25 protein-coding genes are annotated in these 24227 nt (G+C 41.0%); 11 read left to right on the top strand and 14 right to left on the bottom strand.

All coding sequences use genetic code 11. The annotated features are described in order from the left end of the window. Nucleotides 1–8 precede the first annotated feature (8 nt). From J3P37_RS17165 to J3P37_RS17145, 5 genes are all read right to left on the bottom strand, one after another. Nucleotides 9–497, bottom strand: coding sequence for a hypothetical protein (locus J3P37_RS17165; protein WP_256012584.1), 489 nt, complete (start codon nucleotides 495–497; stop codon nucleotides 9–11). 105 nt (nucleotides 498–602) lie between these two features. Then, nucleotides 603–1016 (bottom strand): EVE domain-containing protein, encoded by a 414-nt coding sequence (locus tag J3P37_RS17160; RefSeq protein ID WP_256012583.1) that lies wholly within the window; start codon nucleotides 1014–1016, stop codon nucleotides 603–605. Between the two features lie 197 nt (nucleotides 1017–1213). Beyond that, nucleotides 1214–2110, bottom strand: a complete 897-nt coding sequence (gene hemF / locus J3P37_RS17155) for an oxygen-dependent coproporphyrinogen oxidase (protein WP_256012582.1) — start codon at nucleotides 2108–2110, stop codon at nucleotides 1214–1216. Between the two features lie 55 nt (nucleotides 2111–2165). Further along, complete coding sequence (locus J3P37_RS17150; protein WP_256012581.1) at nucleotides 2166–3392, bottom strand: MFS transporter; 1227 nt, start codon at nucleotides 3390–3392, stop codon at nucleotides 2166–2168. Between the two features lie 125 nt (nucleotides 3393–3517). Continuing rightward, nucleotides 3518–3796, bottom strand: a complete 279-nt coding sequence (locus J3P37_RS17145; protein ID WP_256012580.1) for a hypothetical protein — start codon at nucleotides 3794–3796, stop codon at nucleotides 3518–3520. 126 nt (nucleotides 3797–3922) lie between these two features. Between J3P37_RS17145 and J3P37_RS17140 the strand changes: the two genes are divergently transcribed. Together J3P37_RS17140 and J3P37_RS17135 are read left to right on the top strand one after the other, a co-directional pair. After that, nucleotides 3923–4387 (top strand): DUF4442 domain-containing protein, encoded by a 465-nt coding sequence (locus J3P37_RS17140; RefSeq protein ID WP_256012579.1) that lies wholly within the window; start codon nucleotides 3923–3925, stop codon nucleotides 4385–4387. Between the two features lie 35 nt (nucleotides 4388–4422). Then, a complete protein-coding gene (locus tag J3P37_RS17135) occupies nucleotides 4423–5064 on the top strand; it encodes an AlbA family DNA-binding domain-containing protein (RefSeq protein ID WP_256012578.1) in 642 nt (213 codons plus the stop codon). Between the two features lie 16 nt (nucleotides 5065–5080). Here the strand turns inward: J3P37_RS17135 and J3P37_RS17130 are convergent, their stop codons facing one another. Then, nucleotides 5081–6520 carry a M48 family metalloprotease gene (locus tag J3P37_RS17130; RefSeq protein WP_256012577.1) on the bottom strand — a complete coding sequence of 480 codons (1440 nt, stop codon included), beginning with the start codon at nucleotides 6518–6520 and terminating at the stop codon, nucleotides 5081–5083. A 135-nt stretch (nucleotides 6521–6655) separates the two neighbouring features. Here J3P37_RS17130 and J3P37_RS17125 point away from each other — a divergent pair, with 135 nt between their 5' ends. From J3P37_RS17125 to J3P37_RS17110, 4 genes are all read left to right on the top strand, one after another. Continuing rightward, a complete protein-coding gene (locus J3P37_RS17125) occupies nucleotides 6656–8938 on the top strand; it encodes an ATP-dependent helicase (RefSeq protein ID WP_256012576.1) in 2283 nt (760 codons plus the stop codon). Nucleotides 8939–9066: 128 nt separating this feature from the next. Continuing rightward, nucleotides 9067–9516: a hypothetical protein gene (locus J3P37_RS17120; protein ID WP_256012575.1), complete on the top strand. Its 450-nt coding sequence runs from the start codon at nucleotides 9067–9069 to the stop codon at nucleotides 9514–9516. Between the two features lie 103 nt (nucleotides 9517–9619). Further along, nucleotides 9620–10201, top strand: a complete 582-nt coding sequence (locus J3P37_RS17115; protein ID WP_256012574.1) for an HPP family protein — start codon at nucleotides 9620–9622, stop codon at nucleotides 10199–10201. A 16-nt stretch (nucleotides 10202–10217) separates the two neighbouring features. Continuing rightward, nucleotides 10218–11366, top strand: coding sequence for a M28 family metallopeptidase (locus J3P37_RS17110; RefSeq protein WP_256012573.1), 1149 nt, complete (start codon nucleotides 10218–10220; stop codon nucleotides 11364–11366). Between the two features lie 15 nt (nucleotides 11367–11381). Here the strand turns inward: J3P37_RS17110 and J3P37_RS17105 are convergent, their stop codons facing one another. From J3P37_RS17105 to J3P37_RS17095, 3 genes are all read right to left on the bottom strand, one after another. Beyond that, the gene (locus J3P37_RS17105; protein WP_256012572.1) at nucleotides 11382–12065 is read right to left on the bottom strand and encodes a DUF421 domain-containing protein; all 684 of its coding nucleotides are present in this window, start codon (nucleotides 12063–12065) and stop codon (nucleotides 11382–11384) included. Between the two features lie 67 nt (nucleotides 12066–12132). Further along, a complete protein-coding gene (locus J3P37_RS17100; RefSeq protein ID WP_256012571.1) occupies nucleotides 12133–12456 on the bottom strand; it encodes a hypothetical protein in 324 nt (107 codons plus the stop codon). 89 nt (nucleotides 12457–12545) lie between these two features. After that, nucleotides 12546–15032, bottom strand: a complete 2487-nt coding sequence (locus J3P37_RS17095) for an AsmA family protein (protein WP_256012570.1) — start codon at nucleotides 15030–15032, stop codon at nucleotides 12546–12548. Between the two features lie 97 nt (nucleotides 15033–15129). Between J3P37_RS17095 and J3P37_RS17090 the strand changes: the two genes are divergently transcribed. Then, nucleotides 15130–15522, top strand: coding sequence for a hypothetical protein (locus tag J3P37_RS17090; RefSeq protein WP_256012569.1), 393 nt, complete (start codon nucleotides 15130–15132; stop codon nucleotides 15520–15522). Nucleotides 15523–15572: 50 nt separating this feature from the next. Here the strand turns inward: J3P37_RS17090 and J3P37_RS17085 are convergent, their stop codons facing one another. Together J3P37_RS17085 and J3P37_RS17080 are read right to left on the bottom strand one after the other, a co-directional pair. After that, nucleotides 15573–16946, bottom strand: coding sequence for a dipeptidase (locus tag J3P37_RS17085; protein ID WP_256012568.1), 1374 nt, complete (start codon nucleotides 16944–16946; stop codon nucleotides 15573–15575). Between the two features lie 61 nt (nucleotides 16947–17007). Then, nucleotides 17008–17166, bottom strand: a complete 159-nt coding sequence (locus J3P37_RS17080) for a hypothetical protein (protein ID WP_256012567.1) — start codon at nucleotides 17164–17166, stop codon at nucleotides 17008–17010. 96 nt (nucleotides 17167–17262) lie between these two features. On the opposite strand from J3P37_RS17080, the gene J3P37_RS17075 reads away from it, so the two are divergent. Further along, on the top strand, nucleotides 17263–18735 hold the full coding sequence (locus J3P37_RS17075) for a tetratricopeptide repeat protein (RefSeq protein ID WP_256012566.1): 1473 nt from the start codon (nucleotides 17263–17265) through the stop codon (nucleotides 18733–18735). 2 nt (nucleotides 18736–18737) lie between these two features. Here J3P37_RS17075 and J3P37_RS17070 read toward each other — a convergent pair whose 3' ends face one another. Beyond that, a complete protein-coding gene (locus J3P37_RS17070; protein ID WP_256012565.1) occupies nucleotides 18738–19217 on the bottom strand; it encodes a Dps family protein in 480 nt (159 codons plus the stop codon). Nucleotides 19218–19272: 55 nt separating this feature from the next. Continuing rightward, nucleotides 19273–20610 (bottom strand): NfeD family protein, encoded by a 1338-nt coding sequence (locus J3P37_RS17065; protein ID WP_256012564.1) that lies wholly within the window; start codon nucleotides 20608–20610, stop codon nucleotides 19273–19275. Nucleotides 20611–20661: 51 nt separating this feature from the next. Between J3P37_RS17065 and J3P37_RS17060 the strand changes: the two genes are divergently transcribed. Genes J3P37_RS17060 through J3P37_RS17050 form a run of 3 tightly spaced genes read left to right on the top strand, consistent with a single transcriptional unit; the run spans nucleotide 20662 to nucleotide 22980 of the window. Continuing rightward, entirely contained in the window at nucleotides 20662–21432 is a 771-nt protein-coding gene (locus tag J3P37_RS17060; RefSeq protein WP_256012563.1) for a DUF4905 domain-containing protein, read from the top strand. An 11-nt stretch (nucleotides 21433–21443) separates the two neighbouring features. After that, nucleotides 21444–22331, top strand: a complete 888-nt coding sequence (locus J3P37_RS17055) for a septal ring lytic transglycosylase RlpA family protein (RefSeq protein ID WP_256012562.1) — start codon at nucleotides 21444–21446, stop codon at nucleotides 22329–22331. Beyond that, entirely contained in the window at nucleotides 22324–22980 is a 657-nt protein-coding gene (locus J3P37_RS17050) for a uridine kinase family protein (protein WP_256012561.1), read from the top strand. Before J3P37_RS17055 ends, J3P37_RS17050 begins: the two co-directional genes overlap by 8 nt. A gap of 260 nt (nucleotides 22981–23240) precedes the next feature. On the opposite strand, the gene J3P37_RS17045 is transcribed toward J3P37_RS17050, so the two are convergent. After that, entirely contained in the window at nucleotides 23241–24032 is a 792-nt protein-coding gene (locus J3P37_RS17045; RefSeq protein ID WP_305121181.1) for a TIGR00266 family protein, read from the bottom strand. Nucleotides 24033–24227: the final 195 nt, after the last annotated feature.

Raw genomic sequence — 24227 nt, 5'->3', positions numbered from 1 at the left:
TTTGAATTCTAGTTTTGCGTATAATTTTTTATCACAGAAAGTTTCTCAGCATAAACCTGGCTGCTACCATTTATGCTGATCTTTTCTTTAGGACGTCCTCCTATCTTACCACCGATAACTCCGCCAAGGAACGTTACCCATAAGCCTCCAACGATAAGGCCGGTGTTTTGAAGCTTATCGTCTGAATGCAGAATAACCGCTCCGGCTGTTCCAGCGGCTAGTCCTGTAAGTAAGCCTACTGTAAAACCAGTGTTAACAGCTCTTTTAGATTTAATTTTGATCGACTTTATCCGGTCAAGTGCAATTAGCTGCCCTTCAGGCGTTGATCTGGTTGTAAGGTACACACCTTTATCATCGGCTGACTGCAGGGTGCCACGGAATACTTTTTTATCAACAGAGTACACCTTGGCGGTGTAAACTTTGTCCTTACGTTTCGCCTGGACAGAGTTAGCTGTAAAAAAGATAGAAAGAATTAAAGCAAGTAATGTTATTCTCATATAAAGCGTTATTTCAGCAAATATGTAAACTAGTTTCGGGATTTAAAACAGGAATAAAAAACTAATTCGCTATAATTAAAAAATCTGACCTGATATTTAACAATATTATTGCCCGCAAGAGCCTAACTCAACAATCCTATCGAATTCTTCGCGGGTCACCGTCATAACAGAAAGCCGCCCTTGTCGCACCAGGCCAATGTTGTTTAGCCTGGCATCTGACTTTACTTCTTCCAGGGTAACCGGCCTTTTTAAAGCTTCCACGGGTTCAAGATCAACAACAACCCAGTTGGGATCTTCGGTGGTAGGGTCCTGGTAAAATTCCTTAACAACTCTTGCAATACCAACAACAGCTTTACCCTCATTGCTATGGTAAAATAGAACCAGGTCGCCTTCTTTCATTGCCTTCAGGTTATTCCTCGCCTGAAAGTTCCTTACACCGTCCCAGAAGGTCCGCCCATCCTCTTTAAATTTATCCCAGCTATATTTGAACGGTTCTGATTTAACTAAAAAATAATTCATGCGTTTTGTTGTTATATTCCGCAACAAAACTAGCAAATCTCAAGGATTAGGCGATATGTTAGCACAATTATCGGCTCCCCATTCAGGATCTTTCCTGTTAGAAGTTTCCTTTAGCACACGCGGCACGTGTGCGCCAGCAAGCGATATAAAACCAAATTCAACTGGCTGGCAAGAAACAGATAAAGCCCGGCATTGAATTAAACCCAGTCTATACCCTTTTGCAACAGGCTTACAGTTCTCTCTTCTTCACTGCCTTCTGCTGGTTGAAAATTATAAGCCCAGTTTGCCTGTGGTGGAAGACTCATCAGGATTGATTCGATCCGGCCGTTGGTTTCCAGGCCAAATTTTGTACCCGCATCGTATACAAGATTAAACTCGACATACCTGCTGCGACGCTGATATTGCCATTGTTTATTCAAGTCATCATATTGCTTGTTTCTGTTCCGGGAGACCAATTCGCTGTATATTGGAATAAAAGAACGTCCTACAGCTTTAGAAAACTCAAAGATCTGCTCCCAGGAGATTTCCGCACTTTCCGGGTTCAAACGGTCGTAAAAAATACCGCCTATACCTCGTGTTTCATTGCGGTGCTTGATAAAAAAATAATCGTCGGCCCATTTTTTAAATTTTGAGTAGAACTGATCATTGTAGTCGTCGCAAACCGCTTTTAAATGTTGATGAAAAAAACGGGCATCCTCTTCAAAGACATAATGAGGGGTAACATCAATACCGCCGCCAAACCACCTGATATTCTCATTCATTTCGAAATAACGAATGTTCATATGAATAATAGGCACCATTGGATGATTGGGGTGTATTACGATGGATACTCCTGTAGCAAAGAACCGATTATCGTTCACCTTGAAAGACTGCTTTAGCAGTACCGGTAGCTGACCGTGCACCGCGGAGAAGTTTACACCACCTTTTTCCAGAACATTTCCGTTCTCAAGAACTCTTGTTTTTCCACCTCCTCCACCTTCACGTTCCCATAGTTCTTCGCTGAACTTTGCTTTACCATCGAGCATTTCCAGGCCGGCACAGATCTCATTCTGTATGAGCTGGTATTCTGAGGCGATTTGTTCTTTGCTAATCATACCGCAAAGATGAACTGAAAAACTCTAAGATTCAATGGAAACATCAAGAAAAGCATTATTCCTCTATATAATCCAGGTCTTTTCCAAAGGTTTCTTTAAGCTGGCTCAGAGAGAACAGCGCTATTACTGAAAGAAAGAAGGTAAGTATATAGGCTGCAGTAATAATATTATACCGGTGTACAAAGAACTCAAAAAGAAAAGTGATCGGGATTAATGCGCCCCGTACAAAGTTCGGAACCGTTGTGGTCACGGTTGACCGGATATTAGTTCCAAACTGCTCAGAAGCAATCGTTACAAAAGTCGCCCAATAACCTACAGAGAATCCAATGAAGACACAGAGGATTAAAAATTGGGATTGGGTGATACCATAACTGCTAAGGTAAAATACCACACTGACAATTGAAAGCAAATGAAATACCAGCATCGTCAGTCTCCTGGATTTAGTAAACTGCGCAAATAAGCCTGCAAAAACGTCACCTATGGCAATTCCGATATAGGTATACATAATTCCTTTTCCGGCACTCAGTGGTTCCGGGGCGCCCAGAAACTTTCCAAATTCAGGCGACTGGGTAACCAGGATACCAACCACAAACCATAAAGGAGCACCAATTATGATGCAGTGTAAGTATTTAATAAATTTTTTCCTGTTTCCCAGGATTATCATCACATTTCCTTTCGAAATATCCTTGCCGGCAACCTCGTTAAACATTCCCGATTCAAAGGTTCCGATCCGTAAAAAAAGCAGTAACAAGCCAAGTCCCCCTCCTACGAAATAGGCCGTTTGCCAGGTGAAAAGCTCGTGGACGGTATTCGCTAAAACAGCACCAAACAACCCTACTCCCGCTACTATCATGGTTCCATAACCGCGATTCTCCTTAGACATTGTTTCGCTCACCAGTGTCACTCCAGCGCCCAGCTCGCCGGCGAGGCCAATACCGGCAATGAAACGAATAATCGCATAAGCATTGATGTCAGTTACCAGTCCGTTGGCAATGTTAGCAAGCGAATACATTAATATCGAACCAAATAATACCTTAATCCGCCCCAGCTTGTCGCCTATGATCCCCCATAAAATGCCTCCTAAAAGCAAGCCGCCCATCTGCATGTTGATCACATACTCACCCATAACCCGCATATCTTCATCTGCAATGCCCAGATCTTTAAAACTCTCAATACGAACTATCGAAAATAATACAAGATCATAGATATCCACAAAGTATCCAAGGGCGGCGACAATTACCAGGAAAATTACACTCTTGGGAGAAGAATTGGTTTTAATCATATTTTCAGATTGGGAGGCTGAAACTACGAATAAAGTTCGATCAGGGAAATAATTTTTTAAGGGACTAACAAATTCTGCTATGACAATGATTGTTTAGAGTTTATTTGATAGTCCCTTTAATTGATCTAAGGAGCCGGAGTTTGCGTACTTGCGGTATCCGAACCCATTGTACCTGTTCCAGTACCAGTTTCTGTACCGGTACCTGTACCTGTACCCATATCAGAACCGGTTCCAGTGCCCATACCCATGGTATCGGTACCCATGGTGCCAGAGGTATCCATCATCATCGTATCCGAATCCATCATCGAATCTGTTGAATCAGACTCATTTTTGCCGGAGTTACATGCCATAGCGAAGGCAAGTACTGCCATTCCTAAAGCGATCTTCAAATTTTTCGTTTTCATAAGCAGCTAGCTTTTTTTATTTTAAGTTTTTAATACTCAAAAGTTTCAACTTCATTTCTTAAAAAATGTTTAAGCACAAAATTATTTAATTGCTATTTTTTTAATTAAAGTTGATATTCGTGAGGTATGGTAGTTTCAGAAAGAGCACTAAAATGGGCGATGCGTATCTATCCGCCACTGCTCCTGCAAAGAATTTGGGTGATGGAATTCCATAAAGGCTTTATGGGGGTAAATGTAAAAATTGCGCGGAGTATATTAAACATCAACTATAATCGTTCTATATTTGGAGGTACCATATTTTGTGCGGCCGATCCGTTTTACCCTATTTTATTTCATGAGATATTGTTGAGAAGGGGTTACAAGACCAGGATTTGGGTGAAGCATACCGAGGTTGATTTTATTAAGCCGGGCCGAACTTCTTTGTATTTTGAAATCCGTTTATCTAAGGAAGATATTGAAGAAGTGTGTACCGTCTTACAATCCGGGGAGAAATTTTTGAAAACGTATCTTACGGAAGTTTCTGATAAGAATGGCCAGCTATGCGCTTTAGTTAAGAATGAGATTTATATCCGCCATTTAATTGAAGCTTAACAAACAAAAATGTTTGATACAGGATTAAATACCTGATGAATTTGAAACCATATCACATTAAGCAACTAATATTTGAAGGAGAAGGTTTTAATCTTGACTTCAAAAAGACGATAACATCCTGCGAAAAAATAGCAAAGACCCTGGTGGCTTTTGCTAACAATAAAGGGGGGAAACTATTGGTGGGCGTACTCGACAACGGCACTATAAAAGGCGTCAAAGCTGAAGAAGAAGAAAAATTTATGCTTGAGAAAGCGGGGACTTTTTTTTGCCGACCGGTTATTGAGCCCATCTTTGAAGAAGTGTATATAGACGATAAAATTGTTCTCGTTGCAGAAATTAAAGAGAGCGATACAAAACCTCACTACGCTCTGGGCGAAGACAAAAAATGGTGGGTTTATATCAGGGTCAAAGATAAAAGCCTTCTGGCGAGCAAAATTGTGGTTGATGTTCTGAAAGGCAGCTCGAAAGAGGACGGTGTTTTAATAGAATACTCATCAAAAGAGAAATCTCTCCTGGAATACCTTGATTACAACGAACGAATTACAGCAAAAGAATATAGCAAATTACTCAACTTATCGAGGAGAAGGGCTCAAAGGATATTGGTTAACCTGGTTTTATCAGGGGTGATTCACATCCATACTTCTGAAAAAGAAGAATTTTATACTGCGGCATCATAAGCCCCTGATCGAAATTCTATTGCTCTATCACTTTAAACAAACTTCCTTGCTGGACTTTATCCTTTAGAGTCATTCCATTTAAAATGGCGAGTTCTTCATATCGTTTTACAGGCGCATTATAACTTTTAAGAGCCTGCTCAAGTGTTCCGGTTTGTTTGACCGTTTTAATGCGAACCCTTTCCGGCTTACGGTTTAGTTTTGATGCGTCTGTAAGGTTTCTGAAACTCTGCATACTGCCTGCAAATAAAGAAGCATAGTTATTATAGTCAGCTTGTGCCGCTACTCCTATCAAATGATAGATATTTCCCCCGTGCTGAATAAGATATGAAAGAGTGCTTAATGTTCCCTGCTCTAAGACCTGATTCGCTTGTATCCTGATAGCAGGCAGCCCGTTTACAGTAGTTTCAGATGATCCTGTCAAGGTAAGACCATATTGTTTAAGCACAGCATCCGCAGCTTCCTTCAACGTTTTACCCGGCGCCATATTCAGCAGCATCATGGCTTTTCCGTCTTTAGAAGCCATCTGAAACGTTTGAGGCGAATTTTGGGACGCCCAGCCGGAAGGTATAGTAAACTGGATCTTTAGAACAGGATGATAGAAAATGCTATTTTCAACAAAACCTTGTTTAGGATCCTCTCCGTAAATGATGCCGTCGATCCGTCGCAGATATGTATCACGGTTAACTTTTGGAACCGAGAGATTCAGCTGCTGTTTCCACTGCGATGCTAGTTTTGAAACAGCCACATTACGGTCGCCCGGGTCTGGATGTGTTGATAAAAATGCAGGTAACTCCTCCGACGAGGTTTGTGCCGATTTACGCTTAAGGGTATTAAAAAAGCCCGCCATTTGCTGAGCGTCATAGCCAATTTTGGAAGAATATTCTACACCAAGATCGTCTGATTGCCTTTCATCATCGCGTCCGAACTTTAAAAACAACAACTGCATGCCCTGAGATGCTGTTTGAGCAAAGTCGGTTAATTCAGGCGCTATCACCATGCCTGCTATTAATCCAATCTGCCCGAGCATTGCATTTCGCTGCTGTATAACGGAGTGGCGTGCTGTAATATGCCCTATTTCGTGCCCTAACACACCAGCAAATTCAGCTTCGTTGTTAAAATGGGCCATTATGCCCCTGGTGAAGTAAACATAACCTCCCGGCACAGCAAAAGCGTTCAATATGTCAGAATCGACGATTCGGAACTGGTATTGAAGATCGGGCCGGTGCGATACCGCCGCCATCTCTTTGCCCTTTTGATTAATGAACTCTTGCAATGCCTTATCTTCATATAAGCCAAATTGCTGTATAATTTCAGGATCGGATTGCTTGCCAAGTTCAATCTCCTGTTCCTCAGACATTAACACAATCTGCTTCTTTCCAGTTACCGGATTCACCGCACACATATCAAACAGTGCGACTGTAGCTGCAAGTACGCCGATAGTTATAAATTTTCTCATAATTATCTTAACAAACAAAATTTAAGCCAATATATAGAAACCTTCAGAAACTTCAACCCGATTATGATGGTCAAAAAAATACTCCTAATATGGCCCTCATTTTTTAATTTAGCGTTTTCAAAATAAGGAGCAGGTTTGGATTATTTAAAGGGATTAAATTCCACTCAAAGGGCAGCGGTAGAGCAGATTAAAGGGCCGGTGATGATTGTGGCGGGTGCCGGATCAGGTAAAACACGGGTGATTACCTATCGGGTAGCACATCTTATCAAATCAGGTGTTGACGCTTTCAACATTCTAGTTTTAACCTTTACCAATAAAGCTGCCAAGGAAATGCGTGACAGGATCACCAGCGTAGTTGGCACAGAAGCAAAAAACATATGGATGGGAACTTTCCACTCTGTATTTGCAAAAATATTAAGAGTGGAGGCCGAAAAAATAGGTTATCCAAGCAATTTTACCATCTATGATACTGATGACAGCAAGAGCCTGATCAGGGCAATATTGAAAGAGCAACAGCTGGATGATAAATTATACAATGCGAACTTTGTATACAGCCGCATTTCATCTGCAAAAAACAACCTGATATCTCCTGCTGAATACCTGAAAAACGAACACATCCAGGCTGAAGATTTTTCGACCGGAAGAGGGCGCATGGGTGAGATATATCAGATCTACGCGGCACGTTGTTACAAAGCAGGTGCCATGGACTTCGACGACCTTTTATTTAAAACAAACGTTCTGTTAAGAGAACATCCTGATGTTCTGTATAAATATCAGAACAAGTTTAAATACCTGATGGTAGATGAGTACCAGGATACTAACTATTCCCAATACCTTATAGTAAAAAAACTTGCCGCCATTACCGAAAACATTTGCGTAGTTGGTGACGATGCACAAAGTATTTATGCATTCAGGGGTGCTAATATTCAGAACATCCTGAACTTCGAAAAAGACTACCCGGATCTTAAGGTATTTAAGCTGGAGCAAAACTACCGTTCAACGCAGAATATTGTAAATGTAGCCAACAGCATCATTGCCAATAATAAAAACCAGCTCAAAAAAGATGTTTTTTCTCAAAATGAAGAAGGTGACAAGATAAAAATTGCAAGAGCCTTCAGCGATAATGAAGAGGGAAAGATTGTAGCGGAAAGTATTATGCAGGAGCGCGCTGTGAGGGGAATGGACTACAAGAATTTCGCTATACTCTATCGCACTAATGCCCAGTCAAGGGCAATGGAGGAGGCTTTGAGAAAGTTGAATGTACCTTATAAGATCTATGGGGGATTATCTTTTTATCAACGTAAGGAGATTAAAGATCTGATAGCTTATTTCAGGATCACTTTTAATCCAAACGATGAGGAAGCTTTAAAGAGGGTAATAAACTATCCCAAAAGAGGCATAGGCGACACAACGGTTGAACGTATCATTGTAGCTGCCGACAAAAATAACCTGACCTTATGGGAAACGATCATTGATGCTCATAAATACATTGAACCAAGAAGCGCAGGCCCTGTTGCTAATTTTGGAACTATGATCCAGAGCTTCCAGGTGATGGCAAAAAATAGCTCAGCTTACGATGCTGCTTTACACATCGCTCAACATTCAGGCTTGCTTAAAGACTTATATGATGACAAATCAGTAGAAGGCTTGAGCAGATATGAGAACATCCAGGAATTGATGAATGGTATCAAAGAATTTAGTGAGCGCGAAGACATCGACCAAAGAACTCTTGATATCTTCATGCAGGATGTCGCTCTCTTAACTAATGATGATAACGACAAAAATCCCAATGCAGATACGGTTTCATTGATGACTATTCACTCTGCAAAGGGACTTGAATTTCCGCACGTTTATGTCGTGGGTCTTGAGGAAAACCTGTTTCCTTCACAAATGTCACTCAACTCACGGTCGGACCTTGAGGAGGAAAGGCGTCTATTTTATGTAGCCATCACCCGGGCAGAAAAGAAGTTAACTGTTTCGTATGCTACTTCCAGATACCGCTGGGGTTCGCTAACAAGTTGTGAACCGAGCAGATTTATTGACGAGATCGATGCAAGATATTTAGAATTGGACTTCAAGCAACCGCAAAAATCACCGGCAGGAAATCCATTCTTTGAAGAACGTACTGCCTGGAGCAGCAAGCCTTCCACTTCCGGAGATGCCTTTACTAAACCTAAACCGGCAGCACCTAAAACAACTTCTATACTGCCCAAAGCACACGTCCCGACTGAAGGTTTCGCCCCTTCCGATACCAGTAACCTGCAGGTAGGCATGGAGGTTGAGCATGAACGCTTTGGCTTTGGAAAGGTGATCAACCTGGAAGGTAACAAGCCTGAAATGAAAGCTACTATCTTTTTTCAGGGTCTTGGCCAGAAACAACTGCTTCTTAAATTTGCAAAATTGAGGATTGTTAACTGATTCGACGGGCTTGCAAACTTATGTAAACAAGTGTTGTTTATGTTATGAAGCCAAAGACTCTTAACATAAAGATAATGCACCTTCAATTTAAAGTTAATGTAGCTTTGACTGATAAATGCTACATCACAATGAGTAAAGTAAAAAATAAAACACTGATTAAAAGCGCCCGAAAAAACACCAGGAAAGAACTGGAAGTAAACATCAACGCTCATCTTAAAGAGGTAATCGGCAATCTTGGGCATGAATCGAAAAAAGTTACTAAAGAGATAAACAAGGCGTCTAAACAGTTAGCTAAAAAACTTGCAGGAATAGTAAGGATAGATAAAACCATCGTTCAGGAAATAAAGAAAGCTTCAACTGAAACCAGTCCTGAAGAAGGACATGCAGCCGATTTCAGCACTCCGGAACCACTTCCCGAAGATCAGGTTAAGACTGGTCAAACGCTGCAAGGAGAAAGCAAAGGTAGGGGCTCTAAAAAACCCGTGATCTCCAACTCGCCTTCTATAGGCGATCAGAATCCACAAGCACAAGACCTTGAACAGAAAGATCAGGTTGTTGAAGCGGAAAACAAACTGTAATATTAGATCATCTCTGACTCAAAAAACGATGTCAGGGATGGTTTATAATTATTCTTTTACCGGATAAAAGCCATTTGTCTATTTTTGCGCTTTTATAAGGGATATGAGACAAAGAATTAAGAGACATGCACGAATTACCCGCTATATATTCTATAAAGAAACTCTGGTTGACTTCAGAGAGCACTTCTGGACATTTCTAGGCTCATTTATCGGCATTGGGATTATCGGCTTGCTGAACAGTTTACGATTTAGTTCGGTCGACAACTTATTTTTAATCGGTTCCTTCGGAGCATCATCAGTACTGATCTATGGAATCATTAACAGTCCCCTGGCCCAGCCGCGTAACCTGGTGGGAGGTCATCTTGTGTGTGCTTTTGTAGGGGTTACTGTTCATCGTTTAATTCCCCAGGAGGTTTGGCTGTCTTCCGCACTATCTGTATCACTGTCGATCGTTTTAATGCAAATTACCAAGACCCTCCATCCGCCCGGAGGAGCTACAGCACTTATTGCAAACATTGGCTCGGAAAAAATAAAGAATTTAGGATATTTATACCTCATTAACCCTGTCTTATCAGGCGTTCTGATATTGTTATCGGTAGCCCTGATAGTGAATAACAGCACCTCGCATAGAAACTATCCCGCAAATAAGAACTGGTACCAGATATGGCGCCGGTATAAAAGATAAATCCTGGATCTACAGAATGAAAACATCAGTCACTGCTCTTTTATGTTTGCTATTAAACTCTGCATTTGCTCAAAATCTACAGTTTGCGCGTAACCTGGTGGACACTTTAACGTCGCCTTATTTTTGGGGAAGGGGTTATACCAGGGACGGCATGCAAAAGGCTGCCCTGTTTTTGATGAAAGAATTCAAAGCCTATGGTGTGGCTCCTTTGATCAAGGGATCGTACTTTCAGGACTACAGCTATCCAGTAAACACCTTTCCGGGCAAAATGTATGTGGAACTAAATGGCAGCAAACTATTACCGGGAAAGGACTTTATAGTTGGACCAGCAAGCCCGGGAATAAAGTCGTCCGTCACACTGATCCAAAAAGACAGCATCCATTTTACAGATCGGGAAGGCAACATATTAGTCTCATTAGAGAATAAATTAACATGGTCTGTTTCGGAGGAAGTTGTGGCGCCTACAGTAATAAAGATAGACAGAGGCCGGATAAATACGCGGCCTGTTAGTCTGAACGTGAACATTGAGAACCAGTTTGTAAAAGATTTCAAAGCCTCCAATGTTTGCGGGATAGTAAGGGGGACTACCGAGCCTGATTCAATCCTTGTATTGACAGCCCACTATGATCATTTGGGAGGCATGGGAGCCGACACCTACTTTCCCGGAGCAAATGACAATGCAAGCGGTATCTCCCTGCTTTTAGATCTGGCAAAATATTATGCACAAAACCCTCTTCCTTATTCGGTAGCCTTTATATGTTTCTCCGGAGAGGAAGCAGGCCTCCTTGGCTCAAAACACTTCAGCGAACAGCCTCCATTCGACCTGCGCAATATTCGCTTTTTACTTAATATGGACCTTACAGGGACAGGCAATGAAGGAATCACGGTAGTTAATGCCACGGAGTTTAAAAAAGAATTTGATCTGCTGAAACAAATAAACACCCGGTCAGGATATTTAACCAGGATCAATTCGCGGGGTAAGGCGGCAAACAGCGATCATTACTGGTTTAGCCAGATGGGTATTCCATCATTTTTTATATACACAATGGGGGGCATTAAAGCATACCACGATGTTTACGATATAGCATCTACCCTCCCCCTAAATGCATACGAGAATCTTTTTAAATTAATTGTCGACTTCAATAGCAAACTACTTTCTAACTAAGCAGTTTTCTTCTAATCAGGCTATCCTCGTGGTATTCATAGCGGCAACCCATTCAATATGGCCGCAAATATCGCAAGCCCGGGCAGATTCGAGTTCCTGTGTATTTCCGCAATACGCACAGGCATATAAACCAGCTTTATGGATCACCGAACTCTTTTTTTGATACAGGTCCGGGTAGAGCGGCAAGCCGTATTTCACCTCCTTATCCGGATAAAAAAGCAAGCTCACCTCCCCTGTTGTTTCCATAACAGCACTTTTTATCTGGCCCAGATGTTCTACCTGCTGCAATCTTAGTTCGCTGAAAAACTCGTCCTGAGACAAGTCTTCTTTATCAAAGTCAGAGATGGAAAATTTGCCATCGCGTATGAGGTAGAGAGGTTTGCCCTCCAACAGATGCTCAAAATTCTGCGACTTCCCGCTAAACCAGGTAACTAGGCGGTAAAGACCAACAATAACAATGAAAACCAGGAAGGCCGGTAAGAGCCCAACGTCTTTATAAAACATAGGATCTCCAGCCGCCGAACCCAGACCAATAATGATCACCAGCTCAAAAATAGAAAGCTGCTTAATTCCCCGTTTTCCAGAAGCTCGCAGAGCAATGAGAATACAGCAAAACATCACGAATGACCTGAGCAAAACCTCCAACAAAAAACCGGCAGGTTCATCGCCAAGAAAAAGGGAGTCCCATTCAATATCCATATTTAAAATTAACAAACAAAGAGAGCCACTTACGTGGCTCTCTTTGTTTTACAGAAATAATTATTTCTTAAAGTATAAGAATTAATAAAAGGATGATTATGATAATCGCACCCACAGAAAGGTAAACGCCTCCTCCTGTGATTGCTCTTGCCTGCTGATTCATGTCGCGAAGTTCTTTCTTTAAAGCTTTGCGCTCTGAACGGGACAGATCTGATTTATCCATATTCTTAATTTCAAGAACCCGGTTCTCGATTCTCTGAAGTTTAATTTCTTGTTCTGCGGTTAAAGCATGCTCCTTTTTGGGCGCCTTATCGCTTACCGCTGCTACAGAGGTTAGAGCACTAAAGCCCAAAAGAACGGTTGTGGTAAGAGTAAAAACGAACTTTCTCATAAATATGTGATTAAATTTACCAGTCTTAACAAGTTCAGTCCCTAAGTGTTTGCTTTAGGGCTGTTTATGAGACCGAATATTGCCTGATGTTAGTTTGCATCATCATCATCATCATCATTTGACTTGCCAAGCTTAAATTTTACCCGGCCATCTTCGCCATCTACAGCGTTCAGATTGATTACGATTCCCCTCTTTAATCTTTTTTCTTTAAGACTGTCCGATAAAAAAACGTCTTTACCGGGATTTCTGATCGGAATAGATAAGGAGATATTTGTGCCAGTAGGAATACCGTACACTCCTTCTACAATTAAATTTAGAACACTTGACTGTATGACCATCCGTGGGATATAAACCTTGTCTCCCCGGATATCCAATTCATTACTGAGGCTATTTAAGGTAATGTTTGAAAAGTTCCTTTTTCGAAAGGCAAAGTTCCCGATCTTCTCCATCGGTTCATAGTTGATAAGTGCTCCCTGCTGCAGGTTAAAGCTTACTTTTCCAAAGAAAGATTTAGGGACGGTTTGGCCGGTATTTCTTATCAATCCGCGCACTTTTGCCCTGGCTGAGAGCTTGCCAATGAGGTTTTCGTAACTGATACCTGATTGTCCGAAGTTCTCAAAAGCGTAGAAAAGCTTGCGAATGTCGACATTCTTCAAGGTGGCGTCCAGCGCAAATTTATTCACGCTGCTACCCTGATCTATATTCCCTTTAAGGTCTAAAGAACCGCCAGCATGGCGAAGGCTCGCCCTGTTCAGCGATATGTTTGATTGATTGAGGCTAAGGCTGGAATATGCATCTGATCCTAAAAATCGTTTATAAAGCAGTTCATGTGCCTGGAGCTCTACTTTGACATTGGCCTGATTTAAGACGTTGTTCAGCTGTCCGAAGACCTTCCTTATCCCGCTTCGGGAGTTGCGTACAGATGGTCCTGCACTACGGGCACCAAGAAAAGCCACAAATTCACCAAGATTGATCCTGGGGCTCTGCACATGCCAGTCGAGCAACATTTTTCCTGGATTAGAATAATATAAATTCACGAAATCCAATACGGAACCGTACATATCCAGTTTGGTTGAACCGCTTTGCATCTTCATATTTCTCAGAAAAAGATGCTGTCCCTTAAATTCAACAAGCCCACTAACGTTAGCAAACCTTACTCCCCTTGGCACATATATCAGCCCCGCATCGTTGATTCTGATACTTCCAAAAATATAAGGTTCAACCTCCGCGTTCTGTGCAAACGGTGCCCTGTACAGCAAGTTTAGTCTGGCCCGCCCTTTCGTTATATTAAACGTTTCGGAAGCCGTTAAGGTGTTCAACTTCGACAATTGGAAATCTGAACTAAATCTCCCTTCTATTATAGGCTTCTGCAGATTCCATACCTTAACTGTATCCGCCTGGAAGCCAATCCCCGACCATTTCCCTTTCAGTTTATAAATACTGACTATTGAATTCGGATCAGTGCGAGGTTGCCCCCTTTGGAACTCGTTGCTAAAACTCCCTTTAAAACTGCAGTTAGTGATTGTTTCGCCAGGCAGCATAAGCGTATTATTCACCACATTCCACTTTATATTGATTAAGGGTATGTTCTTCCCTTTTAATCTTCCTTTTATCAATGCATTCACCTCAATTGGCTTTTCAAGATTATACATGCTTAGTTTACCTGAAAGCCCCGGCGTGAGCAAGGTTCGGGCGAAACTAAGACTCAAGCTGGGCGCTTCGATATTTAATATAAAGTTGGAGGAATACGGTGCAAACGAAAAATTACCTCCTATTTTTAATTTGTCCTTATCGATGATCATTTCCTGCAAAGGAATTGATAATATATGCGAGCGGTGGTCATATTCCATATTGAGTTTTGTTTGAAGCATTTTATCTTTTAGATAACTTCCTTTTTCAATATTAAATGCCAGTGCTTTTACAAAGCTTTTTAGCTTGACATTGGCTATCCAGGTATGCCGTTTGTATTTTAATTTCGCGGAAAGCTGATGAACATCGAAGCTGAAGAGCTTTCCCTTAAATTTGTTATCGAGGGTAACGCGAACCCGGTTCAAATAAATTCCACTTATCCTTCTTTTGGGTCTGCTATTTCCGGATGATGCTGTCGTCGATCTGAAAAGCTGGGTATTTCGATATCCGGAGCTATCAGTATATAAATAAATGTCCCCGTCGTCTATTCTGATCGTCTGTATATTTGGCTTGCCCGTTATGATCGAAAAGGCATTTACAGATACAAAAACTTCCTTCGCTTTCAACAGGTTGTGTCCATGAACATCAAATAAACTGTCTTTAAGTAAAACATTCTTAAGCGATACCGAGACGCCGGGAAACCCACGTATTAATGAAGGTTCCATTTTTTCAACAGCCAAAACTCCGGTGATATTTTCATTTAGCTGCGCCGTTATCGTATTCAGCACTTTTTCCCTGTGTGTTGTTACATAGGCAGCAACTCCGAGCCAGATGAGAGCAACCAGCCCTAATATTGTTCCAATGATTATTAAAGTAATCTTTAAAGGCCGGTTCATAGTTCTTCCAAAATCAATAGTATGGATGTCAAACAGTTCTAAACCAAACATGTTCGATATGCTCCAAAATTTCCTGACTAAACTTTCTTTGCAGAGTATGCCAGGGTAGCGTAAAACAATTGCACGCTATCACTGTACTTAAGTGATAATGGAACTTTCGGAACAAATTATTCACCTATTTTTACTTGCCATACCTATTGCCTGTATAGCATGGACAGTAACCCATGAAGAAGTTTTTAAAGAACCGAGAGAATTTTGTGTGAAAAGGTCACAAAATGGCAGACGCCTGCTGCAGCGAAAATTCTTTTATCTGTTTACCTGCGAATATTGTTTTAGTCATTATGTTACCATCCTGTTCTTGTTGATAACGGGATACAAATTACTTTACACAGACTGGAGAGGATATCTCATTGCCGGGTTCTCACTTGTATGGATTGCAAACATCTATATGAGCCTGTATGCACTTATAAGGATCGATTTAAAGAAGGGCAGAATTATAACAAAGATCGAAGAAAAAAAAGCTGAGAATTTAACTGAATGAGCTTCTGTTACTAATAAAAGCCCACTCAGTTATGTACCTCTATTTGTTGCCTATTTGTTACTCAGCTCAGCAAAATATCTATGAAATAAAGGAATAGTTTCGATGCCTTTGAAGTAGTTAGCAATATCAAACTTCTCGTTAGGCGAATGAAGATTATCACTGTCTAAACCGAAACCCATCAATACGGTTTTTATACCCAGTTCTTTTTCAAACAGTGCAACGATCGGTATACTTCCTCCCCCCCGTGTGGGAATGGGCTTTTTACCAAAAGACTCTTCTATGGCTTTTTCCGCAGCTTTGAAGGCTATACTGTCTGTAGGAGTTACCACAGGTTCACCTCCGTGATGCGGCGTAACTTTCACTTTTACATATCTTGGAGCAATGCTCTCAAAATGCCTGATAAAAAGTTCAGTGATCTTTGCAGAACTTTGGTTTGGTACCAACCGCATAGAAATTTTTGCAGAGGCTTTGGAAGGTAAAACCGTTTTAGCCCCCTCTCCGATATAGCCTCCCCATATTCCGTTCACTTCCAGGGTAGGCCTTGTGCCTGTCCTTTCTATGGTGGAATATCCTTGTTCACCCCATAATTCGTCAACCGCCAAATCTTTCTTAAATTCTTCTTCATCATAAGGCGCAGCATTTAACATTTCGCGGTCTTCTTCACTCAAATGTTCCACATCGTCATAAAATCCGGGGATGGTAATATGGTTATTCGCGTCATGTAATGAAGCAATTAATTGACAAAGGATAGTTGCCGGATTAGCAACTGCGCCCCCGTACACACCGGAGTGCAAGTCTCTGTTGGGACCCGTAACTTCAACTTCCAGATAAGACAGGCCTCTTAATCCTGTTTCCAGGGAAGGTGTTTCAAGGCTGATCATTGCGGTATCAGAAATAAGTACCACATCAGCCTTCAAGCGTTCTTTATTTTCGGTCACAAAGGAGCCTAAATTATCAGAGCCTACTTCTTCTTCCCCTTCAATCATAAATTTGATGTTGCAGGGAAGTGTATTTGTCTGCATCATCAATTCAAATGCCTTAACATGCATGAAGAATTGCCCTTTATCATCGCAGGCACCCCTTGCAAAGATCTTTTCATCCCTGACTGTAGGTTCAAAAGGAGGGCTAACCCAGAGCTCAAGAGGATCGGGAGGTTGCACATCATAGTGCCCGTATACAAGCACTGTGGGTTTCGAAGGATCGATGATCTTTTCGCCGTAAACAATGGGATAACCAGCTGTTGTACAAACCTCTACGTTATCAGCTCCGGCTGCGCTTAGTTTTTCAGCAACATAATCCGCTGTTTTCAAAACATCATCTTTGAATTTGGGATCAGCGCTTACGGAAGGTAGACGAAGCAATTCAAACAGCTCTTCTAAGAAGCGCTGCTTGTTTGCTTCTGCGTAATGTTTAATTTCCTGCATATTATCCGATTTTTTTTACAAATATAAGAGGATATGCAGGTGGATTTAATGGGATTAAAAATTAATCCCAACCGTTTCCGCCTGTTTTCTTGTCTCCACCATCTTCTTCACCATCCAGCACCTTTTTCTCAATCTTGGCCGGTTTAACTTCATCAGATTCCTTTTTACATGAGGCGAAAGCAATGCTGATAGCGATTGCTGCAAATAAAACTTTTTTCATAATTCTTAAAGTTGCGTTAAATAAAATGTAATTTATAAAAATAAAATATTTTACAAAAGAGGGATAAATTTTTTGTATTTTAAGCCATTATTTCAAATGAAAATAAAACTTCTACTTTTTCTATATTTTCTTAATCAGTGTACGGCTTATTGTCAACAACAATACCGCGCTGATAGTTTGCAGGTAGAAAATTTAAATGCTCTTTCGTACAAAATCCGCTTAACCGACCCGCGAAAAACCATTAATACGGGAAAACAAGCTTTAGAAGTTGCAAGAAAAATAAATTTTGAACTTGGCATGGCTGAAGCCTACCGCGTTATAGGAATCGGCTACGCGTACTTGGGAGAGAATGACACTGCGATAGCGAAGTATTCAATGGCTTTGAGTCTGTTCAAAACAACCCGCTACGGGGAGGGCGAAGCTAAGGTTTATAATAATATTGGCAACCTTTATAAGTACTATGATGTTGAAAAATCATTAAACTATTTTCAAAAGTGCCTCAAAATATCACAAAAACTTAACCTGGAAGAATTGACCGCTGGTTGTTACATCAATATTGCCCACATTCAAATCAAACAGGAAAAATATGATCTCGCATTAAAAACCCTTAACCAGAGTCACGAATACTTTCAAAAAACAAAGAACAGTGTTGGGACAGCTTTGATACTTCAGTATGAAGGCATAATATATGAAAAACTCAACCAGCACGCCAAGGCTAAAGATTTACTTACCAGGGCAAATGAACTCGCAAAAAAGAAGAAGTTTTACAATAATGTCGGAAGTATAAATCTGACGCTGGCATCAATCTACATCAGGGAAAAAAACTACCAAAAAGCACAAGACCTAATTAACGAAGGGATTCAAAACGCCCGGTTATCTCAGGATAAAAAATTAGAAGAAGATTACATACATACATCATACGAGCTGGAGTTTGCAAAGAAAAACTATGAGCAGGCATTAATGCACTTGAGAAAGAAGTTTAAGATAGATAGCATTGCACTGAACAGCGTCGAAAGCAAAAAGATAACCCTCCACCAGGAACAGTTTAAATTCATTGAACAACAGAAACAAACGGAGATCCTTCTTGAGCGACAAAAAACCAGCCGTGTAATTTTTGCAGCAACGGCTATTGTGCTCCTTTTATCCCTCGTGGTGATTACCCTACTGGTGCTGCAGTCAAAGAAGAGAGCGAAAACTTATCGACAGCTCAGAGAACTGAACGAAGAGATCTCCTTGCAGCGCGAAAATCTAAACCGGGTAAATCAAAATCAGGAGCTGATCATCAAAGAAAGAACACAGGACCTTGAAGACAAGAACTTTAAATTATCACAGTACTCTTCTCACCTCTCCCATGAAATAAGAAGCCCTATAGCAACAATTAAGGGGCTGTTAATCCTTGAAGAGGAAGATCTGATGGAAGATAAGGAGCTCATTCAGGAAATCAGAAAAAGCATTGAAGATATCGACAATAAACTTATGAATATCAACCATATGCTTCATAATCCTAAGTATAAGACTTTTGTAATTTCTGAAAAAGGTGACAACGATGTGCCACCTTCCGGGGAGTAATTTTAGTTTTTACCGCAAAAAGCTCTTAACATCCAGGTATTCTTTTCTTTGAACTGCATGAATTTATTGATCATGTCATTCGTTCCGTCATCGCCGGACTGAGAGGTAAGTTCCATAATTTCCCTTTCAATCTCTATCAGTGCGGAAAAATCATCAAGAATAGCACTCACAAGCTGCACATCTTCCACTCCTTCCGTATTTATTTCTTTGATCCTTGACACCTCCAGGTAACTTTTATAGGTACTTATCGGAGCCTTACCCAAGGTTAGAATGCGCTCTGCAAGTTCATCAATAGTTGCTATAGCATTAGTATAAAGTTCTTCAAACTTTGCGTGCAGTGTAAAGAAGCTCTTGCCTTTTACATTCCAGTGACAGCCTCTCAATTTTTGATAATGGATATGGTAGTTAGCCAAAAGGTCATTCAAATGGTCAACTATAGGTTTGACTTTTACTTCTTCAAGTCCGATTTCTTCTGCTTTCATATATCTATTAGATTTTAATCTGATTCATACAAAACCCTATTCAGGAATAAAGGTTTTAGCTGTTTATCTTCCTCACAAATACATTATAATTCTCCTGTTTTTCAACCAATACTCCTCTGCCCTGTTCAATATATCCATCAAGAGCGACCGCATCATACCACTTGCCATCGATTTCTACCTTACCTGATGGTCTCATATCTGTTTTCGCGATGCCCGTTTTGTTTACGAGATCTCCTGATTGTTTACCACTTACATATCCCAGCCTGGCCCGTTGCTCGTCTTGCAAAACCAGACGTTGAAATACAGGCGTACGCATGATGGATTTACCCAGTACTACCGACACTACGACCGAAAGCACCATCGCCCCAAGTACCAATATTAATGCACTGGTAAGTTTTTCAGATCCTGTAACGGTAAAGTCAAACCAATTATTCAGGACTAAACTCAAAGCCAATCCGGCTATTATACAAATAATGCCCAAAATTCCGGCGACGCCAAATCCGGGAATCACAAACAGTTCGAGAAGTAATAAAATGATCCCGAGAATGAACAATCCGATCTCCCAATGGGCGGCAAGCCCCTCAAGATATAATGGCGCAAAATATAGTAATGCAGCAACCACTGAGACGAGTAGGGCAAATCCGATTCCAGGACTTTGCATTTCGAAATAAATACCCCCAATAATCAGAAGGATCAGGATCCCGCTTATTGCAGGACTTATCAGGAAGGCAAGAACCTTATCCATCACACTAACATGATGTTGGATCACAGAACTTCCATCCAAACCTTCGGCTTTTAAGACCGCCTCCACATCGTTAAGTTCGGCAACACAATATCCCACTTTTATGGCCTCTGCGCTCGTAAGCGTAAGCACTTTTCCTTTGGGCGATACGTCAGGGATACTTACATCAGGATCAACAAAAGCTTCAGCGATTTTAGGATCACGACCTTTAGCCTCTGCGGTGGAACGCATCAAACCACGCATGAATGACTGATATTTTTCAGGCATGATCTCCCCCTTTGGATTGACAACACTTGCAGCCCCTATTCCTGCTCCTTTTGCCATATAAATCCGGTCACAAGCAATAGCGATCAGTGCACCTGCCGAGGCGGCGTTATTATCTATAAATACAATTGTCTTAATTGGCGACTGTAGAAGCTTTGTACGTATGGAATCAGCATAGTCTACCATGCCCCCATAGGTATTCATCCTGATAAGTATTGTTCCTGCATTGGCTTCCCTGGCCTTCGTGAAAGCTTTCTGGGTTAAACGCCAGGCTCCGGGGCCTATTTCATCCTTCATTTCGAAAACATATACAGGCTTTCGCTGTGCATTTGCAGAAATGTAACTCAAGGCTAAGAGGAAGAAAATATACTGTTTTAGGTATCGCATAAGAGATTTATTAAATTAAGGATATTAAAATGAATTATCTAAGTTTGAAAAATGCATTCTGATGATAAATATACATTAAAGCCTTTTCTAAAGGAAAAGTTCAGGGGAATTATCTGGAAAGTAGTATTGGATGAACAAGAACCTGTCATAGCAGTTGAAACCAGGGATCCGGAAAATCATATTTCCGAATACTCTGCTTACAATTTCGAGACAGGAACCTGCCTTTTTAAGGAGCAAAGTGTTGAAGACAGCTGGCTATGGAGCCTTGATAAAGCACATGAGGGCCTGATATTCCTGCATAGTTATATATCAGAACAGAGTCCGGAACATAAAGGGATAATTGCCTTAAACCGAAACGGAGCCCTTGAATGGCAGCAATACAATAAAACTTTACAGGCAGTATCCGTGGATGGTTTGGTTACCTATGACCCCAGAATTCAGCCCAGGCGGCTTGAATTGCTTAAGCCCGAAAATGGAATGCCGATTGCAAATAACATACAACACTATACCTCTTATGAGCAGGACATCCGTTTACCCGATATCATCAACAATTCGAAAGAACTGCCCTCCTTCTTCCCTGCTAATGTGGAAGGCCCGGTATGGGTTTTATCTATTGACGACAAAAATTGCTACGCCTATCATATAAAAAAAGGGGGCAATCTTACACAGCAACTCATTATATCGCAAGGTAATAATATTTTAATTCAGGATAATTTGGAAGAAAATATACAAAAGCTCAATCCTGAAGCGTTCTTTATATCTCGACACAATTTATTCTGTATACGTGGTGAGAAACGGGAAATTGTTTCCTATTTAGTATAATTGCACACTTAATGACAAACGGAGATTATAGCAAAATGCGTTCTATATTGGCGGTTCTATGCACCATCTTTACCTTACAGGCTTCAGCCTACAGTAACAGAATAGACTCTGTAGGCGTAGAAAACAGTAATGGCAACCAGGTCATCGTACATAAAGTTGCTCCAAAAGAATCTTACTATTCTATAGGCCGCCTTTACAGTGTTCCACCAAAGGACATAATAGCTCTCAATAATAATATCCCCCTTCAGATTGGCATATTGCTAAAAGTACCTACTCAAAGACCTTTCTCTACGCCAAAGTCTGAGAATAAGTCCCGGCAACAATCTGATGCCGAATCGAAGACAGAACCTCTTGGAGACTATACAGTCCAACCCAAAGAAACCCTTTATCGGATCGCTCAGAAATTTAACACTACTATCGAAGAGATCCGGCGTTTAAACAATTTGAGAAGCAACAGCCTCAGTGTGGGACAAGTATTAAAAGTTCCGGGAGGGACGACCGCTACTTACACTCAAAACCCGGTTGCAGCAGCTATTGGTAATTCTGTAGTAAACTCAAGCGTTGGAGATACCTTCCATGTGGAAAGACCGAAAATAGCGACAAGCAGGCTTGGCGTTACCGAACGGTCTGAGCGGGGTGTGGCCGTATGGATTGCAGATGAAAACCTGGATGCAACCAAAATGCTTGCCTTACACCGGACTGCACCCGTAGGTACGGTCATCAAAATTACCAATCCGATGACAGATCGAACCACCTTTGCGAAGGTAGTGGGAAAGTTTACTGAAAACGAAACTACCAAAGACGTAATAATCGTTCTTACAAAAGCCACTGCGGATCTGTTGGGAGCATTAGATAAACGCTTTCAGGTAAATATTGACTACGGTATGCCCAATGAATAAGCCATTCGTAGTAGGGGTTGCAGGTGGAAGCGGCTCAGGCAAAACATTTTTTTTAAACTGTTTTTTAAACCATTTCTCAGACTCGGAGATTTGCCTGATCTCCCAGGATGATTACTATAAGCCTAAAGAAGTGCAGCCTGTTGATGAAAACGGCTGGATAAACTTTGATCTACCGGTATGCATTGAAGATAATAAGCTTCTTGACGATCTTAAAGTACTGATATCTGGAGGCACTATTCAAAAAAAAGAATATACCTTTAACGTAAACGAAGAGAAAGCACGGATGCTTACAATCCGCTCATCTCCTATTATCATTGTAGAAGGCTTGTTTATATTTCACTTTCAGGAAGTAGCTGAACTTTTCGATATGCGGATCTTTATGGATGCCGACGAAGAGTTGACACTTAACAGGAGGATAAAAAGAGATACCGTCGAGCGGGGGTATACCAGGGATATGATCATGTACCAATGGTTAAACCATGTTATACCTGCATATAATTCATATCTGTTGCCTTACAAAGACACTGCGGACAGGGTGATTTTAAATAATGCTCACGTAGCAGATGACATCATAGCCGTAACAAGGGAGCTATCACAAGAACTAAGGAGTAGTATCTTTCATGATACCACTTCCCCAGAAAAAAAATAAAACATTTGTTTGGACCAATTCTAAACAACTATCTTTGCAGCGAAATGGAAGATTGTGTAAGAGTAAGTTACGAGGACGATTCAAAGAAAGCATTGCCTACCGACCCCGAGTTTATGAAGGGTATTTGTTCTATGATTTCCTGCTGTGATTATAAAAAGTGCTGCAAAAAATATAAAAAAGGCAAGCGCTGCAAGAAGTGCCCCAACGGCTAATTGTCAATTTAACCTTAAATCCTCAACTTAAAACTTATCACTTAAAAGCTATCTTCCATCACCATCCAGAAGATTACCCAAGCCTCCTAAGATACTTCCTTCTTCTTTTCTATTCGTTGTAGCATATTGAAGTATCCGTCCTGCGAGTCTGCTGATAGGCAGAGTTTGTATCCATACCTTTCCCGGCCCTCTTAAAGTAGCAAAAAACACTCCTTCTCCTCCGAAAAGTGTATTCTTTATTCCACCAACAAACTGAATGTCATAAGTCACTTCCCTGGTAAAGGCTACTAAACAACCTGTATCTACCTTAAGCAACTCTCCGGCCTGAAGCTCCCTTTCTGTGACGTGTCCTCCTGCGTGAACAAAAGCCAGGCCGTCGCCTTCTAACTTTTGCATGATGAAACCCTCACCTCCAAAGAAACCGGCTCCCAGTTTACGCTGAAATTCGATGCTCACACTTACCCCTTTAGCTGCACACAAAAATGCATCCTTCTGACATACGATCTTTCCGCCTAAACGAAGCAGATCTAATGGAATGATCTTTCCGGGGTATGGAGAAGCGAAGCTGACTTTTTTCTTTCCATAAGCTACATTAGTGTAGGCTGTCATAAATAGGCTCTCACCTGTCAGCAACCGCTTTCCTGCACTAAACAATTTTCCAAGAATACCGCTTTGCTGCTGGCTTCCGTCACCAAAAATTGTTTCCATCTGAATGCCTTCCTCCATCATCATAAAGGCGCCTGCTTCGGCTATTGCTGTTTCCTGTGGATCGAGCTCCACTTCTACATACTGCATTTCCTCACCATGTATCTGGTAATCTATTTCATGGTTATTAATCATTCGTTCTAATTTTTGGATTTGACCCTAATTACTAGACTTTGTTACATTTCAAAAAATAGAAGAATCTATTTATAACAAGTTACGTATACTATACAATTAAGCCTTTTCAAAGCAGGCTGGTCTAACATGTATATACGAATATTAATTTAATAAAAATTAGGTTTCGTAATAGTTTGGCAAACTAATTGTAAAATA

Source organism: Desertivirga xinjiangensis (assembly GCF_024436435.1).
In the GTDB taxonomy this organism is placed as follows: Bacteria; Bacteroidota; Bacteroidia; order Sphingobacteriales; family Sphingobacteriaceae; genus Desertivirga; species Desertivirga xinjiangensis.
Note: the sequence above shows the minus strand (reverse complement) of the source record. Positions and strands in the feature narration are given on the sequence as shown.

What these genes read in the sequence shown, in the direction of transcription:
- J3P37_RS17165 (WP_256012584.1), bottom strand. Translation starts at nt 497, where the DNA reads ATGAGAATAACATTACTTGCTTTAATTCTTTCTATCTTTTTTACAGCT.
- J3P37_RS17080 (WP_256012567.1), bottom strand. Translation starts at nt 17,166, where the DNA reads ATGAAAAAAGTTTTATTTGCAGCAATCGCTATCAGCATTGCTTTCGCC.
- J3P37_RS17050 (WP_256012561.1), top strand. Translation starts at nt 22,324, where the DNA reads ATGAATAAGCCATTCGTAGTAGGGGTTGCAGGTGGAAGCGGCTCAGGC.
- J3P37_RS17145 (WP_256012580.1), bottom strand. Translation starts at nt 3,796, where the DNA reads ATGAAAACGAAAAATTTGAAGATCGCTTTAGGAATGGCAGTACTTGCC.
- J3P37_RS17065 (WP_256012564.1), bottom strand. Translation starts at nt 20,610, where the DNA reads ATGCGATACCTAAAACAGTATATTTTCTTCCTCTTAGCCTTGAGTTAC.
- J3P37_RS17135 (WP_256012578.1), top strand. Translation starts at nt 4,423, where the DNA reads ATGAATTTGAAACCATATCACATTAAGCAACTAATATTTGAAGGAGAA.
- J3P37_RS17110 (WP_256012573.1), top strand. Translation starts at nt 10,218, where the DNA reads ATGAAAACATCAGTCACTGCTCTTTTATGTTTGCTATTAAACTCTGCA.
- J3P37_RS17055 (WP_256012562.1), top strand. Translation starts at nt 21,444, where the DNA reads ATGACAAACGGAGATTATAGCAAAATGCGTTCTATATTGGCGGTTCTA.
- J3P37_RS17105 (WP_256012572.1), bottom strand. Translation starts at nt 12,065, where the DNA reads ATGGATATTGAATGGGACTCCCTTTTTCTTGGCGATGAACCTGCCGGT.
- J3P37_RS17140 (WP_256012579.1), top strand. Translation starts at nt 3,923, where the DNA reads ATGGTAGTTTCAGAAAGAGCACTAAAATGGGCGATGCGTATCTATCCG.
- J3P37_RS17120 (WP_256012575.1), top strand. Translation starts at nt 9,067, where the DNA reads ATGAGTAAAGTAAAAAATAAAACACTGATTAAAAGCGCCCGAAAAAAC.
- J3P37_RS17075 (WP_256012566.1), top strand. Translation starts at nt 17,263, where the DNA reads ATGAAAATAAAACTTCTACTTTTTCTATATTTTCTTAATCAGTGTACG.
- J3P37_RS17115 (WP_256012574.1), top strand. Translation starts at nt 9,620, where the DNA reads ATGAGACAAAGAATTAAGAGACATGCACGAATTACCCGCTATATATTC.
- J3P37_RS17090 (WP_256012569.1), top strand. Translation starts at nt 15,130, where the DNA reads ATGGAACTTTCGGAACAAATTATTCACCTATTTTTACTTGCCATACCT.
- J3P37_RS17100 (WP_256012571.1), bottom strand. Translation starts at nt 12,456, where the DNA reads ATGAGAAAGTTCGTTTTTACTCTTACCACAACCGTTCTTTTGGGCTTT.
- J3P37_RS17085 (WP_256012568.1), bottom strand. Translation starts at nt 16,946, where the DNA reads ATGCAGGAAATTAAACATTACGCAGAAGCAAACAAGCAGCGCTTCTTA.
- J3P37_RS17130 (WP_256012577.1), bottom strand. Translation starts at nt 6,520, where the DNA reads ATGAGAAAATTTATAACTATCGGCGTACTTGCAGCTACAGTCGCACTG.
- hemF (WP_256012582.1), bottom strand. Translation starts at nt 2,110, where the DNA reads ATGATTAGCAAAGAACAAATCGCCTCAGAATACCAGCTCATACAGAAT.
- J3P37_RS17160 (WP_256012583.1), bottom strand. Translation starts at nt 1,016, where the DNA reads ATGAATTATTTTTTAGTTAAATCAGAACCGTTCAAATATAGCTGGGAT.
- J3P37_RS17150 (WP_256012581.1), bottom strand. Translation starts at nt 3,392, where the DNA reads ATGATTAAAACCAATTCTTCTCCCAAGAGTGTAATTTTCCTGGTAATT.
- J3P37_RS17070 (WP_256012565.1), bottom strand. Translation starts at nt 19,217, where the DNA reads ATGAAAGCAGAAGAAATCGGACTTGAAGAAGTAAAAGTCAAACCTATA.
- J3P37_RS17045 (WP_305121181.1), bottom strand. Translation starts at nt 24,032, where the DNA reads ATGATTAATAACCATGAAATAGATTACCAGATACATGGTGAGGAAATG.
- J3P37_RS17095 (WP_256012570.1), bottom strand. Translation starts at nt 15,032, where the DNA reads ATGTTTGGTTTAGAACTGTTTGACATCCATACTATTGATTTTGGAAGA.
- J3P37_RS17060 (WP_256012563.1), top strand. Translation starts at nt 20,662, where the DNA reads ATGCATTCTGATGATAAATATACATTAAAGCCTTTTCTAAAGGAAAAG.